The following is a 16767-nucleotide window of genomic DNA, read 5'->3' as shown; positions in this document are numbered from 1 at the left end:
ATTAATAGAGTAGCTCGGCGATACTCAGCACACCCATGCCGGTTGCGCCAGCTGGTTTTAACGCTGAAGCGTTGCGCTGGTATGCACCAGCTAGATCAAGGTGTAGCCAAGGCATATCCGGTGTCACAAAACGAGCTAGGAAACCAGCTGCGTTGGACGCACCACCGGCACCACCGCCTTTTTGTGGTCGAGAATTTGCCGTATCGGCAAATGGAGATGGACACATTTCTGAATGCCATGGCTCTAGTGGTAACTGCCAAAACGGTTCAGCATGTTTTTGACCAATCAGACTTAACTTGTGCGCTAATTCAGTTTGCGGTGTGAATATCGCATTATAATCAGTGCCTACCGCCATGACTGCAGCACCAGTTAATGTGGCTGCATCGATAATCATACCCGGTTGTGCTTCGCACGCCGCCATTAAACCATCAGCAAGCACTAACCGACCTTCTGCATCTGTGTTGACAATTTCAACTGTCAGCCCGTTTTTATAAGTAATCACATCACCTAGCTTATAAGCATGACCCGATATAAGATTTTCTGCACAACATAAGTATAAGCGAATACGTTTTTGGGATTGTTGCATAATGGCTAAACTTAGCGCCGCACTGACCGTCGCAGCGCCCCCCATATCACACTTCATGTCCAACATACCTTCGCTGGATTTTATGGAGTAACCGCCACTATCAAACGTAATACCTTTACCTACTAAAGCCACAGCAACAGGGGCATCGGGATTCCCCGTTGGGTTATAATCCAATTCTAAGAGAACGGGTGGACGATCACTACCACGCCCGACTTCAAATATCCCATGCCAACCAAACTCAACTAACGCATCACCCACAATATGCTTAGCGCTAATATGCTCAGGTGCTAATCCCTCTAAATGATGTGCAACTTGTTTAGCAAGGCTCTCTGGGGATAAATCTTCAGGAGATTGATTCACTAAATTACGAGCAAACTCTATGGCCATCAACTCTTGATTTAGTTGTTGAGTATTAACAGTACTATCCTGTGTAGACCATTTCACAGAAATATCATCGCGCCCTAGCGCGAGTACAAACACACGTTGTAATAGTCCAGACCACTGACCGACAAACGCGATATGCTCATGGATAAGACTGCTCACAAGACGAGCTGCTTTTTGGGTTTCACGCACGTCATTCGCCCCGGTCAAATGCACCGAGACACCTGTGTCAGACGTCGATATCAAGCTATTAGGGTTAAATGGAGAAGGTGCTGGTGAGGTTGATAATGCGATCGTAAAATTGGACATAAATTTGTGACTCTTTTTATAATAACGATGACGTATACTGTGAAAAGTACATTATAACAAAGAGTATATCATGGCTTCTATGAATGACACACATCAGGAAAAAAGCTTAATTCGCCAATTTCACACTCCACTACTAAAAGGCACTTTGGTCAAACGATACAAGCGTTTTTTTGCTGATGTCACCTTAGATAATGGCGAGCTTATCACTGCACATAATCCCAACACTGGGAAAATGACAGGGTGTGCTGAAACTGGATTTACCGCTTGGGTTCAGCCTAATAAAGATCCTAAACGTAAACTCAAATACACGCTAGAAATGGTACAAAATGAAAACGAAGAGTGGATTGGAGTTAATACTCATCGAGCAAATAGTATTGTTAAAGATGCATTACATCGACGTCTCATCAATGAAATCGGTGATATAGCGTCTATCTCTCCGGAAGTAAAATATGGTGAGGAAAATTCCAAAATCGATTTTCTAATTGACCATACTGATGGCACACAAACTTACCTTGAAGTGAAAAGCGTTACATTAAAAGATCCAACATCCAATAGAGGGTATTTCCCTGACACAGTGTCTACTCGCGCTCATAAACATTGTCGTGAATTAACCCAGTTGAAACAATCCACTAAAGCACGTGCAATTATGCTCTACTTAGTTCAGCACACTGGTATAGAAAGTGTTTCTCCAGCGACCCACATTGATCCTAAATATACAGAGTACGTGAAAATGGCTAAGGAAGTTGGTGTCGAATTTATAGCTTATAACTGCATAATTAACGAAGAAAATATCCATATAAATCAACAATTAATATTTACAGCATAAATAATGGATTGCTTTTTTTAATTTAAGCCCCATATTGTGGTTTTAGAAACAGCTTGTTCAAAAATAGTAGTAAGGAAATGACTAGTATTTTTCAAAGTGTAGTCAAAATATTCAGTCTGTAGAATGACATTTATATGTTGCTATCATGCAAAAATGTCATTATTTAAGGAGGTGGGGCATGCCCACAACAAAAAATAATAAATCATTAGGATTACTTGCCCTTGCAGGCCTAACTGCATACGAGTCTAACGCTGACGAAGAGTATATGAATGAATCTCAAATGGATCATTTTCGTCAAATACTATCCGCGTGGCGCACCCAGTTACGTGAAGAAGTAGACCGTACTGTTACTCATATGAAAGATGATGCTTCCAACTTTCCTGATCCAGTTGACCGAGCTGCTCAAGAAGAAGAGTTTTCGTTAGAATTAAGAACCCGTGATCGCGAGCGTAAGTTAATCAAAAAAATTGAAAAAACATTAAAACGTATCGAAGATGACGATTTTGGATTTTGTGATTCGTGTGGAATTGAAATTGGTATAAAACGTTTAGAAGCACGCCCAACTGCAGATTTGTGCATCGACTGTAAAACCATGGCTGAAATCAAAGAAAAACAAATGCAAGGCTAATATGATGCCTGCGACTCCATATGTTGGGCGGTTTGCGCCGTCCCCATCGGGTCCATTGCATTTAGGCTCTTTGCTTACAGCGTTAACCAGTTATCTTGATGCAAAAGCACATCAGGGCTTATGGTTAGTGCGGATTGAAGATATCGATCCTCCCCGAGAACAGTTAAACGCTGATCGCACTATTATAGATTCACTCAAGGCGCATGGGTTAATCTCCGATAAACCTATCTTGTATCAATCAACTCGCTTGGCACACTATCACTCAGTGATCGAACGTCTATTAGAACAAGATCAAGCTTATCGATGTATTTGTACTCGTGCTCAAATAAAAGCAGCTGGAGGCAAATATCCAGGCACATGTTCCATGACTAAACTTACCACCACACCCAGTGCCGTTCGGTATAGAAACCCGTGTAGCATTACTCAATTTAATGACAGATTCAGTGGTCTAATAACACTATCAGAACATGAATTCGAGCTCGAAGACATCACAATTCAGCGCAAAGATGGCTTATTTGCTTATAATTTAGCGGTAGTATTGGATGATATTGAACAAGGTATTACGCATATTGTGCGTGGTTTCGATTTACTTCCTACGACAATTGCACAGATGAATTTATGGCAATATTTCAGTCCCCAATTACCCGATTATGCCCACACACCTTTATTAGTAAGCAGCCCAGGACAAAAGCTGAGTAAGCAAAACCATGCTAGCGCCATTGACAATCAGCATGCGTTAGACAATGTTTTACTTTGTTTAAGCTTACTTAAGATTTCCATCTCAGAGGCTAGTAAACAGCAAGGCCTATCTGCTGTCCTACAAGAGGCGGTGGCATGTTGGCAACAAGGAATTCACTTTCCCAGTCATGAAATCATTGTTACCTAAGCAGTTTCAGCTTATTATTACAAATATATGTATTTTAGGAGCGTGAGCTATCTTTAAACGCGCAATAACAAAAATAAAAAAAGCAATGTCTACTGACGATACTACGCAAATAACCCTACCACCGATGAAAGTGATCACTCAAAACGAACACAACATTCGCGTTGAAGATATTAGTGTTAACGCGGTTAAGGTATTACGTCGGTTAAATGCTGCTGGATTCGAAGCCTACTTAGTCGGTGGTTGTGTGCGCGATTTATTACTCAATCAGCACCCCAAAGATTTTGATATCGCGACTGACGCCACACCTGAACAAATTAAAGCTCAATTTAAAAATTGCCGAATTATTGGACGTCGCTTTAGATTGGCTCATGTTGTTTTTGGCCGCGAAATCATTGAAGTGGCCACATTCCGTGGTCCCCATATCCAAGATAAAAATACTTCCGATAAATCAAAAAAAGATGGCGAAGGTCAATTAGTCCGAGATAATGTCTTTGGTACACTTGAACAAGACGCCGCACGCCGCGATTTTACGATTAACGCCATGTATTATAATGTGGTGGACGGCACTATCCGAGATTTTGCCGGGGGCATTGATTCGATTGAGGAAAAAACTATTTCATTAATCGGCGATCCTGAAACACGTTATCGTGAAGATCCTGTGCGGATGATACGAGCAGTCCGATTTGCCGCTAAGTTAGATATGACGATCGATGAGGTAAGTGATGAAGCGATCCATAAATTTGCTTATCTTCTAGAAAATATCCCACCGGCTAGATTATTTGAAGAAGTCCTTAAATTATTATTTAGCGGTCAAGGATTAACGACTTACCAGTTATTACTCGAATATGGCTTATTTGATAAACTATTTCCACAAACAGGTCCGTTACTCAAAACGGATAGTCGTGAGCGTAAATTTATTGATCAAGTTATTACTAATACCGATAATCGGATTAATAACGGGCAGCGTGTTACCCCTGCGTTCTTGTATGCTGCAATGTTATGGTACCCTATTGAAGAACACTCTCAAAAACTAGTCATTGAGTCAGGTTTATCACCTGCAGATGCATTTAATATGGCGATGAGTGATGTGTTACATCGTCAATTACAACGGATTATGATCCCCAAACGCTTTAGTATTACGATGCGAGAGATTTGGTCTTTTCAGCACCGTTTATCACGACGTTATGGTCGCCGCGCTTATCAAATGCTTGCTCATCCACGTTTTCGTGCTGCCTATGATTTCCTTCTATTACGAGGTGAAATTGAAGGTGGAGAATTATATGAATTAGCTCAGTGGTGGACCGATTTCCAAGAAGTTGACAGTGATACTCGTAAAAGAATGATTGATGACTTAAGAGCACAATCTGGACCTCGCAACTCTCGCCGACGCAAAAAACCAAAACGTAAGCCTAACTAGGGAATACAACAGTATGGATAAATCTATTGCTGTCGATATTGGCTTTATCGGATTAGGCGCAAACCTTGGCGATCCGGTAGCGACGCTATCCAGCGCGTTATCACAGATTGCCGAGCTCGCTCATGTGGAGCTGCTCGCTTGTTCATCTTTTTATGACTCCGTACCCATGGGACCAAGTGAACAACCTAACTATACCAATGCAGTGTGTAAAATTAGCACAACGTTGGATGGACTGTCACTGCTCAAGCAACTTCAACATATTGAACAAACTCATGGTAGAATTCGAACAGGTGACCATTGGGGCCCCAGAACACTTGACTTAGATTTGTTGATTTTGGGTAACCAAACATACCACACCGACGAATTGACCTTGCCTCATTATGGGATGCAAGGTCGAGAATTTGTGCTGGTACCTATGTTTGAATTACAGCCCGATTTATTAATGCCAGATAATACGCCGATTGCAAAATGGGTCAGTGAATGCGATGTTAGTCAATTACGTCGTATTTCGCTTAACTAACACGCTGTCGCAATAACTAACAGTAGAATCGTCCTATGAAAAAAATAACAACTTCTAGCTTACTTGCAAAAAAACAAGCTGGTGAAAAAATCACAGCTCTCACCGCTTATGACGCTAGCTTTGCTAAGTTATTTGATAGCAAAGGAGTGGATATTATCTTAATCGGTGATTCATTAGGGATGGTTTTAAAAGGCGAACCTGATACGCTTGCCGTCACAGTCGAAGAAATTGCCTATCATACCCGTGCAGTAGCTAGTGGCGTTACCAGCACCTTTGTCATCGCTGATATGCCCTTCATGTCATACGGTACAGAAGTAGACGCAATGCATAATGCCGCACGATTAATGGCAGCCGGCGCGAGTATGGTGAAAGTAGAAGGCGGAGAATGGCTCTGCAGTACCATTCAAAAGCTCACTGAACGTGGCGTCCCCGTGTGTGCTCATCTTGGACTCACCCCTCAGTCTGTGCACGTATTTGGCGGTTTCAAAGTACAAGGGCGTCAACAAGCTCAAGCAGATAAATTATGCACTGACGCTCAACGTTTAGAAGCAGCTGGAGCGCAACTACTCGTATTGGAATGTATTCCACAAGCACTCGCAAAACGCGTATCAGAGCTATTAAGTATTCCAGTTATCGGAATTGGCGCAGGACCTGATACCGACGGCCAGATTCTAGTTATGCATGATATGTTGGGCGTCAGTGCGAACTACATGCCAAAATTTTCTAAAAACTATTTAGCCCAAACCGGAGATCTGCACACCGCCGTTGAAACTTATATAGAAGAAGTCAAACAAGGTGTATTTCCAGGACCCGAGCATTCGTTTGTTCAATAATTTCGCTTTAGAGACATTTAAATTATGCAAACTATATCTACTATTGATGGGCTGCGAGAAATTCGTCGAGAATGGCAACTAGCAGGCAAAAGTATCGGCTTTGTACCGACAATGGGTAACTTACATGCAGGTCATTTATCACTCGTTGAAGCAGCCAAAGAACATGCTGATATTGTCGTGGTGTCGATATTTGTTAATCCGCTGCAGTTTGGCGCAGATGAAGATTTGGATAACTACCCTCGTACGCTGGAAGCAGATAGTGAACATCTAAGTAAACTCGGCGTTGATGTACTGTTTACGCCCTCGGTAGAAGCGATTTACCCACGCGGCCTAGAACAACAAACCTTTGTTGAGGTACCGGGAATTTCCTATATGATATGTGGTGCAAGTCGCCCTGGTCACTTCCGTGGAGTGGCAACAATTGTTAGTAAACTCTTTAACATGGTCCAGCCTAACAGTGCATTTTTTGGCGAAAAGGATTATCAACAAGTCCAAGTCATCAAAGCAATGGTGACTGATTTATCTATGAATCTAAGTGTACATGCCATTCCGACTATGCGTCATAATGATGGGTTAGCCATGAGTTCTCGGAATGGTTATTTGACTGAAGATGAACGTCAAATAGCGCCGATGATTTATCAAACTATTATTCGTATTCGGGAACAAATAGAGTCCGGTCGTCGCGATTTTAATCAACTCATCAATACCGAAAACACACTGCTAGCACAATCAGGTTTTAAACCTGATTATATAGAGATCCGCGATGCTTTTACATTACAGCCAGCGTCTTTTGAAGGGAAAGAGTTAGTCATCTTGATTGCTGCATTTCTAGGTAAAACACGCTTAATTGATAATATCCAAGTTACGCTATAGCGTTATCTTCGCTTTGTAGGTATGACAGTAAAGTAGTGAGCTGTGGTTGGTTTATTGCTATTTCAACCTGCTCATTTAGAATATTTTCCAGATGCCCCACTGTCGTTAGCGGGTTTGCAATCACCACTCTAAATACCGTTAAGCACTCATCTGGGTATGTATTTATCCCGAGGCGGGTTCTAGAGACAAAAGATTTGCCTGCTTCACGCTGCTGTTTTTGAATCGCTTTGGTCAAATTATCTAGGTGCTCATTAATCAAATTAGTTTCACATTGGTCGGACTTAAGAAACGTTTGTACTTGTGCAGGACAATAGCGATAGGTTAATAATGATAATGTCGGTTCGGTAATCAATTCAAAATCGGGGTGTGCCTTGATCATGTCAGCAAACGTATTGGCTTTTTCAATGCTTTGGTCAATTAATAACTGATAACCTGATTTGCCTAATACATGTAATGATGAATAGACCATCATTGCCATACCATTCCTAGAACCTTCTAATGTCGTAGAGCCTAAATCTTTAGATCCTTTACGCAAAATATATTGTGCATGATGTCGTACCGCAGCGGAGGCGGCCGGATCTTTAAATAAGGTCATACCCGCACCCATAGGTACATACATTTGTTTGTGGGCATCGAGAGTCACGGAATCCGCACGTTCAATCCCTTTCAATAAGGATCTATACGTATCTGAGAATAATGTTGCCCCACCCCAAGCAGCATCCACATGAAACCAACACCCTAATTCTTGGGCAACATCTGCCAGTTCATCTAAAGGATCGATATGACCCGTTTCTGTAGTACCTGCTACCCCGACAATGGCTAATAGCTCATTACCTTGGGCTTTATAGGCTTTGCCTAATGCCAATACTTCTTTCGGATCTAGTGTATGGGAGTCGACAGAAGCATGTAAGATATTCGCTCGACCAATACCTAACAAGTCCACAGCTTTTCCTAGTGAATAGTGTCCGCGTTTAGAACAAATCAACCCTAAATTATTTATATCATAAGCTTTATAAGCTGCGGCTAAACCGTCTCTCGATACTCCCTTAAACGTGCCTTTCGGAGCTAACTTAAGGTTTCTAGCGACCCATAATGCAGTTACGTTTGCGACAGTCCCACCGGAACAAAATGCACCAAGTGAATGCGCTGCCGAATGAAGGTGACTGGCATAAAAGGCATCCGTTTGCTCATAAACTAGATTATGCATCATCCCAAGCACTTGGCGCTCTAGTGGGGTGAACGCCTTAGACGTTTCAATTTTAACGAGGTTTTGATTCAGTCCCACTAATAACTTAGCAAGTGATAGATGAAAATATGGCAATGCTGAAGTCATATGCCCGATGAATGTCGGTGCGTAAGTATTGACTGAATTAGTAACCAGTTTTTCTAATAAGTGTTCTGCGTGTGTGGAAACAAATTCTGGTTGTAAAGGTAATTGCGCATTATTGAAATCTTGCTCAATCTCTTCTAAAGAAGTGCGTTTAGCAACAACATGGCGTGACAAAAAGTCAGATAAATTATCTGATAAATGCTGTTCAATTTGACTAAGCGTAGAGTCCTTGTGCTCGGGCATCGTAAAAACCCGAAATAAATGCTCCAAGCTCGCTTCCGCATTACTCACATGCATACCTCAAATGTTGTCTCTTTCGATCCTTGTAGACAAGCACTTTCATCGTGGCTTGATTCTTATGAACTGCGAATCATACTGGTCTGTCAGGTCTTCGTCTATTCTTTTATCCTCGCTTAGGCGCATTTAAGCATATTAATGGCAATATTTTATGACTCACCTTGGATTAGAATTTGTCTTCAAGGTATTGAGGAGCCACAAGTCTGTAGCAGGTTTGTCCACTATTGATGTATTTTTTTTCAAACAACGTTAGCGGCTGAAAATCAACGATCTGCCCATTTATGGCAGTCAACGTAGATGAATGACCTAACTTATTTAGTACAAACTGGCATTCTTCTAAATATAATAGCCAGTTACTGCGTATTTCAAGTACACCGCCTAATGCCATAATATCTAAAAATGATGACGACCCATGCCAACGCTTTTGAACTTGTGTCTTTTTCGGATATGGATTTGGGTACAACAAAAAATGATGAGAGAGTTGTATCTTATGCGCCACAGCCAAACGCCAGAAATCAATCACATCCGCTCTCACTAGAAGATGATTATTTAATCTATTTTCAACCGCTTGAGAGTGATGTAAGTGCTTACCTACACGCTGTTCAGATTTATCAATGCCTATCACTTTAGCATCGGGAAAGCGCTCTGCAAGTGCGATAGTACTCAGCCCTACACCACAGCATGAGTCAAAAATAATATCGCCTTCCCAAGCACCTAACCAAGTAATGACCTGCTCAAATGCTTTTTTCGTGTGTGGTTGTATAGGCTTAAGATTCTCAGTTTGTATATACTTATCAACTAAGTTATCTAATTGCTCATGAATACCCGTTTGATTAGTCTCAACAATACGCGAATTACCGGCGCTCATTAACTACGGATCCCTTGCCCTTTATTTAGTAAATAATAAGCCACACTAAACAAAATAATATTGAATCCAATGATCACTATGATGGAGTGAAAGTATGGTACATCGCCTTCGACGCCTAAAAAGCCATAGCGAAAACCGTTGACCATATACACGATCGGGTTAGCTTTACTGACAGTTTGCCAAAATTCAGGTAGTAGCGATAACGAGTAAAACACCCCGCCTAAATATGTTAACGGAGTAAGAACAAACGTTGGGATCACGGAGATATCATCAAATGTTTTCGCAAAAATACCGTTGATAAGACCGGCTGTCGCAAATAACGTAGCAGTCAATATGAGGGTTAACACCAAAATAAATCCATTAAAAATATGTACATCAACGAAAAACATAGAAACCGTTGTGACGATTACACCGATAATCAGAGCGCGCGCGACGCCACCACCGACAAACCCCATAATAATCACCCATGTAGGCACAGGTGACACCAGCATTTCTTCAATATTACGTTGGAATTTGGCACTAAAAAAAGATGACGATACATTCGAATATGAATTAGTAATAATCGACATCATGATCAAACCCGGGACGATAAACTCCATATATGACACACCGCCCATCTGACCAATACGCTCTCCAATGAGGTTACCAAAAATAACGAAATATAATGACATGGTAATCGCAGGGGGAACTAATGTTTGTACCCAGATACGCATGAAACGAGTACATTCCTTAATCCAAATAGTCTTTAATCCGATGAATACTGGATTACTCATGATTGCACCTCTCGACCTGATTCGACTAACTTCACAAATAACTCTTCTAAACGATTTGCTTTATTACGCATCGACATCACTTGGATCCCTTGCTCAGTTAATTGCGAAAACACATGATTAAGGCCGTCTTCTTTTGCCACTTCTACTTCAATTTCACCTGGTTTTACGGTGTATGAGACATTTTCAATAGTGATATCGGTTTGCTCTGAATCTATATCCAAAACAAACGTTTCCACATTCAATTTTGATAACAGCGCCTTAATAGAAGTATTTTCAACAATAATGCCTTTATCTATGATGGCAATATTGCGACATAGCATTTCAGCTTCTTCTAGGTAATGGGTTGTGAGTATAATCGTCACGCCATCAGCATTGATTTGTTTCAGAAAATCCCACATGCTACGACGAATTTCGATATCAACACCAGCGGTCGGCTCATCTAGGATCAAGAGCTTTGGCTCATGCATCAATGAACGGGCAATCATCAACCGACGCTTCATCCCACCAGACAAGGTACGGGCAGCAGAGTGACGTTTTTCCCATAAATCTAACTGGGTGAGGTATTTTTCGGCACGTTGTTTTGCAATATCACGCGGCACGCCATAATAACCTGCTTGGTTAACGACAATTTGAAGTACTGTTTCAAACTGATTAAAGTTAAATTCTTGGGGTACTAAACCAATACATGATTTAGCTTCAGTAATTTGAGTCGCTAAATCATAGCCAAACACTGAAACTTTGCCGGCAGTTTTGTTTACTAAAGAACTAATAATGCCAATAGTCGTGGATTTGCCTGCGCCATTAGGCCCAAGTAAGGCAAAGAAATCACCTTCTTCTACAGACAATTCAATCCCTTTTAGCGCAGTTACGCCACCTTGATAGGTTTTAGTTAAGCCGGATATCGATAATGCTTCCATTAAAAGATAACTCTCTGATGCTGAAATAATATGATTGTATTTTATCAAGGATTCTTTAAATGCGGGGATTTATTTACAAAAAAACCCAAGGGTATACTTATAAGAAGCTAAGTATGACCACTTGGGTGTGTTCTATGCCTATTAAAATAAGCGTAATATGTGATTAATTAATCATTAAATGTACGGCAATACTGGCTGCATAACCTAAGGCAATCGCCCAGGTCCATTTTAAATGAGCAAAGAAGGTGTAATAGCCGCGCGCTTGGCCCATTAGCGCTACCCCAGCAGCTGAACCAATGGATAATAAACTTCCACCAACACCAGCAGTCAAGGTCACTAACAACCATTGCGTCGCATCCATATCAGGATTCATGGTAAGAACCGCAAACATCACCGGAATGTTATCTACGATAGCAGATAAAATACCGACTAAGATATTAGCGCCCGTGTTACCTAGCTCACCATACATTAGATGAGATACCATACCTAAGTAACCCATAAAGCCTAAACCGCCGACGGCTAAAATAACACCGTAGAAGAAGAACAAAGTATCCCACTCTGCTTGTGCGACTTTTTTGAAGATGTCAAACTCTGGTTGTTCAGCATCACCCGGTGTTGAGTTCGGTAAATGGGCTTCTTTATGGGCAGATTTCTTAAGATAAAACGCATATAGCTTAAGATAGGCAAGACCTGTCATCATACCAAACACAGGGGGTAAGTGTAGGAAGCTATGGAAACTAACAGCTGTTACAATTGTCGCTAAGAATAGCCCAACAATCACTAAGCCACCATGCTTAATCACACTGCCTTCTACTTCATCCAATGGAGTAGGATTACCTTTGGCAACAGCAAAAGACATGATAGTGGCAGGGATAATGTAGTTCACTACCGATGGAATAAATAAGGCGAAGAACTCAGTAAATTCTAAGATACCTTTTTGCCATACCATCAACGTAGTGATATCACCAAATGGACTAAACGCACCGCCGGCATTCGCGCCAACAACAATATTAATACAACCAAGGGCAATAAAATCAGGACGACCTTTACCTACTGCCATGATCACGGCACACATGACCAATGCTGTCGTTAAGTTATCGGCAATAGGTGAAATAAAGAATGCTAAAATTCCCGTTAACCAAAATAAAGCTTTATAGCTGTAGCCTTTCGCAACCAATCGATTACGCAGCTCGTCAAACACACCACGCTCTAACATGGCATTAATATACGTCATTGCAACAAGTAAGAAGAAAAATAACTCGGCATATTCAAGGAAGTTATGACGAATTCCATGTTCAACTAGATCTGCTTTATCCATATTACCGTAAACAATGGCAATAATGACCCAAATCAAACCTGCGGCAAGCAAAACCGGTTTTGATTTGGCTAAATGAAGCTGCTCTTCTAATATCACTAATACATAAGCGATTACAAAAATAGCGATAGCAAGAAATCCAGCACTAGAATGCGTCAAATCAATAAGTTCACTTGCGCTAGTAGCAGCAAATAATTGATTTGAAAACAATGCTGAAAAAATGACTAAACATGTTAATAAAATTGGCATCATAGTCCCTTTGAAAGAGTGAATTGCGGCTAGATTACGCCATTGAATTAATGACGGAATTAGACTTTAGTATTCAGGCGGTGATGATATATCCATTCACTCCATTTATAAAGGGATTGAGCTATATTTTTTTACTAAATATTAGACATAGATAAGAACACACTAGTAAACAAAATGTAGCACTTGTTACAATTTCGTAATTAATGTAAATATAAGGATAATGGTAATGCATAACGATAAATTTGTTGATCCTCGCCTACAAGCTAAAGAAGCATTGTTTCAGCAACTGCATATGGCGAGCTTTGATGTCATCATGCATATCAATGCCATTCAAAATGAAGTTCAAGACACTTCTTGCGATATATCGCCGAGTAATGAACATTATTTAGCGTTAGTGAGAAACTATCAGATTACTCTGAAAATGTGTGACGGATTAGAGGCTGAGTTAATCGCCCTGACTGAAGCTACGGGAAAAGTCATAAGCGATCCTGAGTATGCCTTTGCGACCCAAGCGCAAATCTGTGCAGCAGCGGTAAATTGTTTGAATCACTGGCGCATCATCAAGCAAATTCCAGCAGACTTATTGGAGATAGATGAAGTCAGCGCCACCATTAAACAACGCTTTACCGAACATCTAGCGATGTGGGATGGGTATTTTTCTCCACCTCAAACCAGTCATTAATGAGCAATATTGACATGGTAGTCAAACACCCTCGCTATGAGGTAATTTACTTTTTAGCACCTTTTAGTGTGTATTGACGTTGTCGCTGTTGGGCAATGCCAGCAGCAAGCTCACGCATTGATATATCTTGGTCTTTCTCGTCATCAATCTGTACACCTAATATGCTTTCTAATAAGTCTTCAAGGGTTAAAATGCCTTCAAGTCCACCATATTCATCGACAACTAACAAAATATGTACTTTGTTTTTTAAAAATAACTCAAATGTAGATGATAAAGGCATGCTGCTTAGTAACGTTTGCATGTCTTTATTGAATTCACTTAATGGAATATCCGTTTGTTGCCGAGCCTGAGCAAGTAACAAATCATTACGCATGACAAAACCAATCACTTTTTCGGCATCATTATCTTCGTAGATTGGTATTCTTGAAAATCCGGTAATTTCATTTTTTTGAAAAAATTCACCAACCGTCGTTTCCTGTGGAAGCGAAAATACCTTAGTGCGATGGGTCATAGCGCCTCGAATCGTCAACTCATGCATGGACATTAAACTTTTAAGAATATTCGCCTCATGTTTAGCTAGCTGACCTTCTTGACCAGATAATTCTGCCATTGCATGAAGTTCAGAGCGACTTAAGCCTTTTAACGGACTTTCTTCAGTAAACCCCGCTGTCATTTTTTGCGACATTTTGACAAAAGGATACAACACAATGATTAAGTATTTTAGGAAATGCGCCGTAATCGGGGCGAGTTGACGCCAATAAGTCGCACCTAAGGTTTTGGGGATGATTTCAGAAAAAATGAGGATCAATAACGTCAATACGGCAGAGATAACCCCTAAATATGCATCGCCAAACACCCGAGCAGCTTGCGCCCCAGCCCCTGCTGCACCCATAGTATGGGCGATGGTATTTAATGTAAGTATTGCAGATAAAGGTTTATTGATATCATTGGCTTGAGCGGCAAGTAACTTACCTGCTTTTTTGCCATCTTGCTCTAGCATTTGGATATATGCATTGGACACACTTAAAATAACTGCTTCGGCTATCGAGCAAATGAAAGAAAAGCCTAAAGCCACCATGACATAAGTTATAAGTAGTAACATCTTATTAAGTATCATCCATTAATACGGCTAAACAGTATGCTATAAGAAACTATATTTGTCACCTGACTTAAAGGCGAATTACTTAAAATATGAGGATACAAGCATGCAGTATTGGTTAGTAAAAAGTGAGCCTGACGAGTGTGGGATTGATGATTTTCTGCACTCCCCAAAAACATCTATCCCTTGGGATGGTGTTCGTAATTTCCAGGCAAGGAATTTTTTGAAACAAATGGGACTGGGTGATGCGGTTATTCTCTATCATTCAAGTTGTCGGCATATTGGCATTAGTGGTCAGCTTCAAGTGACACGAACGGCATATGATGATCCCTTACAATTTCAATTAGATAGCCCTTATTTTGATGCTAAATCGACGCTTGAGCGTCCACGATGGGTCGCAGTCGATATGGTCTATACTCACAAATTTACTACACTTGTCCCATTAGCAACGCTAAAATTACAGCCAGCATTAAGCGAATGTTATTTATTAACACACAAACGATTATCAGTAATGCCATTAACATTTACAGAATTTACTTTAATGCAAAAGTTAGGTGGATTAACACATTGAAACAAAAAACGCGTCAACGTGACCCAAAATCCTGTCATTTTTGCATGCATTCTACTGAAGTATTATATCGCATCAAAACATTGAAACACCAAGATTGGGTCTTTGCATGCAAGCAGTGCCAATCTCAAATAAAACAAAACGACTCCACCTACCAATACGGTGGAACGTGGAAGCAAAACAAGCGTTAGTTAATAATAACGGGCATTGACAGTCTTGCTTGACGCTTATTATGAGCATTGTAAGAGATAACGGATTGATTATTTATATATTATATGTGAATAATAGAAACTTATACGGAATACATTAAAAGGATTTAATGATGAATAAAATATTATTGTCATCGGTGCTAATTTCATCTCTGCTTAGCGCCTCTACCTATGCTGAATACTCAGTAATGACACCACAATTTTTACCTAAACAATGGTCTATAGGTGCAGGTTTTCAAAACTTGACTGTCACTAACGATATTCAAGATTTAGATTTTACTGGTCATTTAGTTACTGCTCAATATGCTTTTAGCAATCGCGTCGCCGTTAAAACATCCTATCAATTATTAGATTTTGACGATAATTCTGATGTATCTTCACAAAATATAGATATTGCAGCTTACTATGGAAGAGGTTTCCTATCTAATGACAAGTTAAAGTTATATGCTGGTATTGGGTATTTTGCTGATTCATGGGCTAGTGACAATACAGCAGATGACGTTGAATTTTCTGGATTCCTTATCGGTGGCGGTCTTGGTTATAATTGGGAGAGGATGGCGCTTGATTTCATTATCAATGCACGACAAGCTTCAGATTATGGTGAATATATTGAAAGTTCTGGAGGTTCGGGAACTGTCGTTGCAGTCGGTGGATCTTTATCGCTTTCTGTTAGGTTTTAATCATACATAAAATAGCTGATATAAAAAAACCCAGCACAAGGCTGGGTTCTTAATTTTGATAGCTGTGTTAGGTCAGATTAAAAAATCTTCGCTACAACACCCGCACCTACAGTACGGCCACCTTCACGGATTGCGAAGCGTAAACCTTCGTCCATCGCGATTGGTGCAATTAGCTCAACAACAAACTTTAAGTTGTCGCCTGGCATTACCATCTCTACGCCTTCAGGAAGCTCTACAGCACCTGTTACGTCAGTTGTACGGAAGTAGAACTGTGGACGATAGCCTTTGAAGAATGGAGTATGACGGCCACCTTCATCTTTGCTTAGTACGTATACTTCTGCTTCGAATTTAGTATGTGGGTTGATTGAACCTGGCTTCGCTAATACTTGACCACGTTCTACGTCTTCACGCTTAGTACCACGTAAAAGAACACCAACGTTCTCACCTGCACGACCTTCGTCAAGCAACTTACGGAACATTTCAACACCAGTACAAGTCGTCTTAACTGTATCTTGATGTGG

The 16767-nt window shown here is 40.6% G+C and carries 18 protein-coding genes; 10 read left to right on the top strand and 8 right to left on the bottom strand.

Features of this window, described 5'->3' with window-relative positions:
- Position 1 precedes the first annotated feature (1 nt).
- Positions 2-1276 (bottom strand): aminopeptidase PepB, encoded by a 1275-nt coding sequence (gene pepB, locus G2999_RS08570; RefSeq protein ID WP_010180732.1) that lies wholly within the window; start codon positions 1274-1276, stop codon positions 2-4.
- 70 nt (positions 1277-1346) lie between these two features.
- Between pepB and sfsA the strand changes: the two genes are divergently transcribed.
- From sfsA to panC, 7 genes are all read left to right on the top strand, one after another.
- Entirely contained in the window at positions 1347-2102 is a 756-nt protein-coding gene (gene sfsA, locus G2999_RS08565; RefSeq protein ID WP_010180730.1) for a DNA/RNA nuclease SfsA, read from the top strand.
- Positions 2103-2280: 178 nt separating this feature from the next.
- Positions 2281-2730 carry an RNA polymerase-binding protein DksA gene (gene dksA, locus G2999_RS08560; RefSeq protein WP_010180728.1) on the top strand — a complete coding sequence of 150 codons (450 nt, stop codon included), beginning with the start codon at positions 2281-2283 and terminating at the stop codon, positions 2728-2730.
- A 4-nt stretch (positions 2731-2734) separates the two neighbouring features.
- Entirely contained in the window at positions 2735-3616 is an 882-nt protein-coding gene (gluQRS, locus tag G2999_RS08555) for a tRNA glutamyl-Q(34) synthetase GluQRS (RefSeq protein ID WP_010180726.1), read from the top strand.
- An 85-nt stretch (positions 3617-3701) separates the two neighbouring features.
- Entirely contained in the window at positions 3702-5033 is a 1332-nt protein-coding gene (gene pcnB, locus G2999_RS08550) for a polynucleotide adenylyltransferase PcnB (protein ID WP_010180725.1), read from the top strand.
- A gap of 13 nt (positions 5034-5046) precedes the next feature.
- Positions 5047-5553 (top strand): 2-amino-4-hydroxy-6-hydroxymethyldihydropteridine diphosphokinase, encoded by a 507-nt coding sequence (folK, locus tag G2999_RS08545; RefSeq protein ID WP_010180723.1) that lies wholly within the window; start codon positions 5047-5049, stop codon positions 5551-5553.
- A gap of 35 nt (positions 5554-5588) precedes the next feature.
- Positions 5589-6386 (top strand): 3-methyl-2-oxobutanoate hydroxymethyltransferase, encoded by a 798-nt coding sequence (panB, locus tag G2999_RS08540; RefSeq protein ID WP_010180721.1) that lies wholly within the window; start codon positions 5589-5591, stop codon positions 6384-6386.
- Between the two features lie 24 nt (positions 6387-6410).
- Positions 6411-7259, top strand: coding sequence for a pantoate--beta-alanine ligase (gene panC, locus G2999_RS08535; protein ID WP_010180719.1), 849 nt, complete (start codon positions 6411-6413; stop codon positions 7257-7259).
- Here the strand turns inward: panC and panP are convergent.
- From panP to nhaD, 5 genes are all read right to left on the bottom strand, one after another.
- Positions 7249-8880: a pyridoxal-dependent aspartate 1-decarboxylase PanP gene (gene panP / locus G2999_RS08530; protein ID WP_029257474.1), complete on the bottom strand. Its 1632-nt coding sequence runs from the start codon at positions 8878-8880 to the stop codon at positions 7249-7251. The genes panC and panP overlap by 11 nt on opposite strands.
- Positions 8881-9052: 172 nt before the next feature.
- On the bottom strand, positions 9053-9754 hold the full coding sequence (locus tag G2999_RS08525) for a tRNA (guanosine(46)-N(7))-methyltransferase TrmB (RefSeq protein WP_010180715.1): 702 nt from the start codon (positions 9752-9754) through the stop codon (positions 9053-9055).
- Positions 9754-10527: an ABC transporter permease gene (locus G2999_RS08520; protein WP_029257473.1), complete on the bottom strand. Its 774-nt coding sequence runs from the start codon at positions 10525-10527 to the stop codon at positions 9754-9756. The genes G2999_RS08525 and G2999_RS08520 overlap by 1 nt, the downstream gene beginning before the upstream one ends.
- Positions 10524-11444 (bottom strand): ABC transporter ATP-binding protein, encoded by a 921-nt coding sequence (locus G2999_RS08515; protein ID WP_010180710.1) that lies wholly within the window; start codon positions 11442-11444, stop codon positions 10524-10526. Before G2999_RS08515 ends, G2999_RS08520 begins: the two co-directional genes overlap by 4 nt.
- A gap of 163 nt (positions 11445-11607) precedes the next feature.
- Positions 11608-13008 (bottom strand): sodium:proton antiporter NhaD, encoded by a 1401-nt coding sequence (gene nhaD, locus G2999_RS08510; RefSeq protein ID WP_010180708.1) that lies wholly within the window; start codon positions 13006-13008, stop codon positions 11608-11610.
- A 226-nt stretch (positions 13009-13234) separates the two neighbouring features.
- Between nhaD and G2999_RS12255 the strand changes: the two genes are divergently transcribed.
- Positions 13235-13690 (top strand): hypothetical protein, encoded by a 456-nt coding sequence (locus G2999_RS12255; protein ID WP_010180707.1) that lies wholly within the window; start codon positions 13235-13237, stop codon positions 13688-13690.
- Positions 13691-13736: 46 nt separating this feature from the next.
- Here the strand turns inward: G2999_RS12255 and G2999_RS08500 are convergent, their stop codons facing one another.
- The gene (locus G2999_RS08500; RefSeq protein ID WP_010180705.1) at positions 13737-14792 is read right to left on the bottom strand and encodes a CNNM domain-containing protein; all 1056 of its coding nucleotides are present in this window, start codon (positions 14790-14792) and stop codon (positions 13737-13739) included.
- 103 nt (positions 14793-14895) lie between these two features.
- Here G2999_RS08500 and G2999_RS08495 point away from each other — a divergent pair, with 103 nt between their 5' ends.
- Together G2999_RS08495 and G2999_RS08490 are read left to right on the top strand one after the other, a co-directional pair.
- Positions 14896-15360: an EVE domain-containing protein gene (locus G2999_RS08495; protein ID WP_010180703.1), complete on the top strand. Its 465-nt coding sequence runs from the start codon at positions 14896-14898 to the stop codon at positions 15358-15360.
- 319 nt (positions 15361-15679) lie between these two features.
- Positions 15680-16246 (top strand): outer membrane beta-barrel protein, encoded by a 567-nt coding sequence (locus tag G2999_RS08490; RefSeq protein ID WP_010180701.1) that lies wholly within the window; start codon positions 15680-15682, stop codon positions 16244-16246.
- A gap of 77 nt (positions 16247-16323) precedes the next feature.
- Here G2999_RS08490 and G2999_RS08485 read toward each other — a convergent pair.
- On the bottom strand, positions 16324-16767 hold a 444-nt coding region (locus tag G2999_RS08485), incomplete at its 5' end, for an EF-Tu/IF-2/RF-3 family GTPase (protein ID WP_010180700.1).

It is taken from the genome of Glaciecola sp. HTCC2999 (genome assembly GCF_000155775.1).
Classification (GTDB): Bacteria; Pseudomonadota; Gammaproteobacteria; order Enterobacterales; family Alteromonadaceae; genus Opacimonas.
This window is presented reverse-complemented; position numbering and strand designations above follow the sequence as displayed.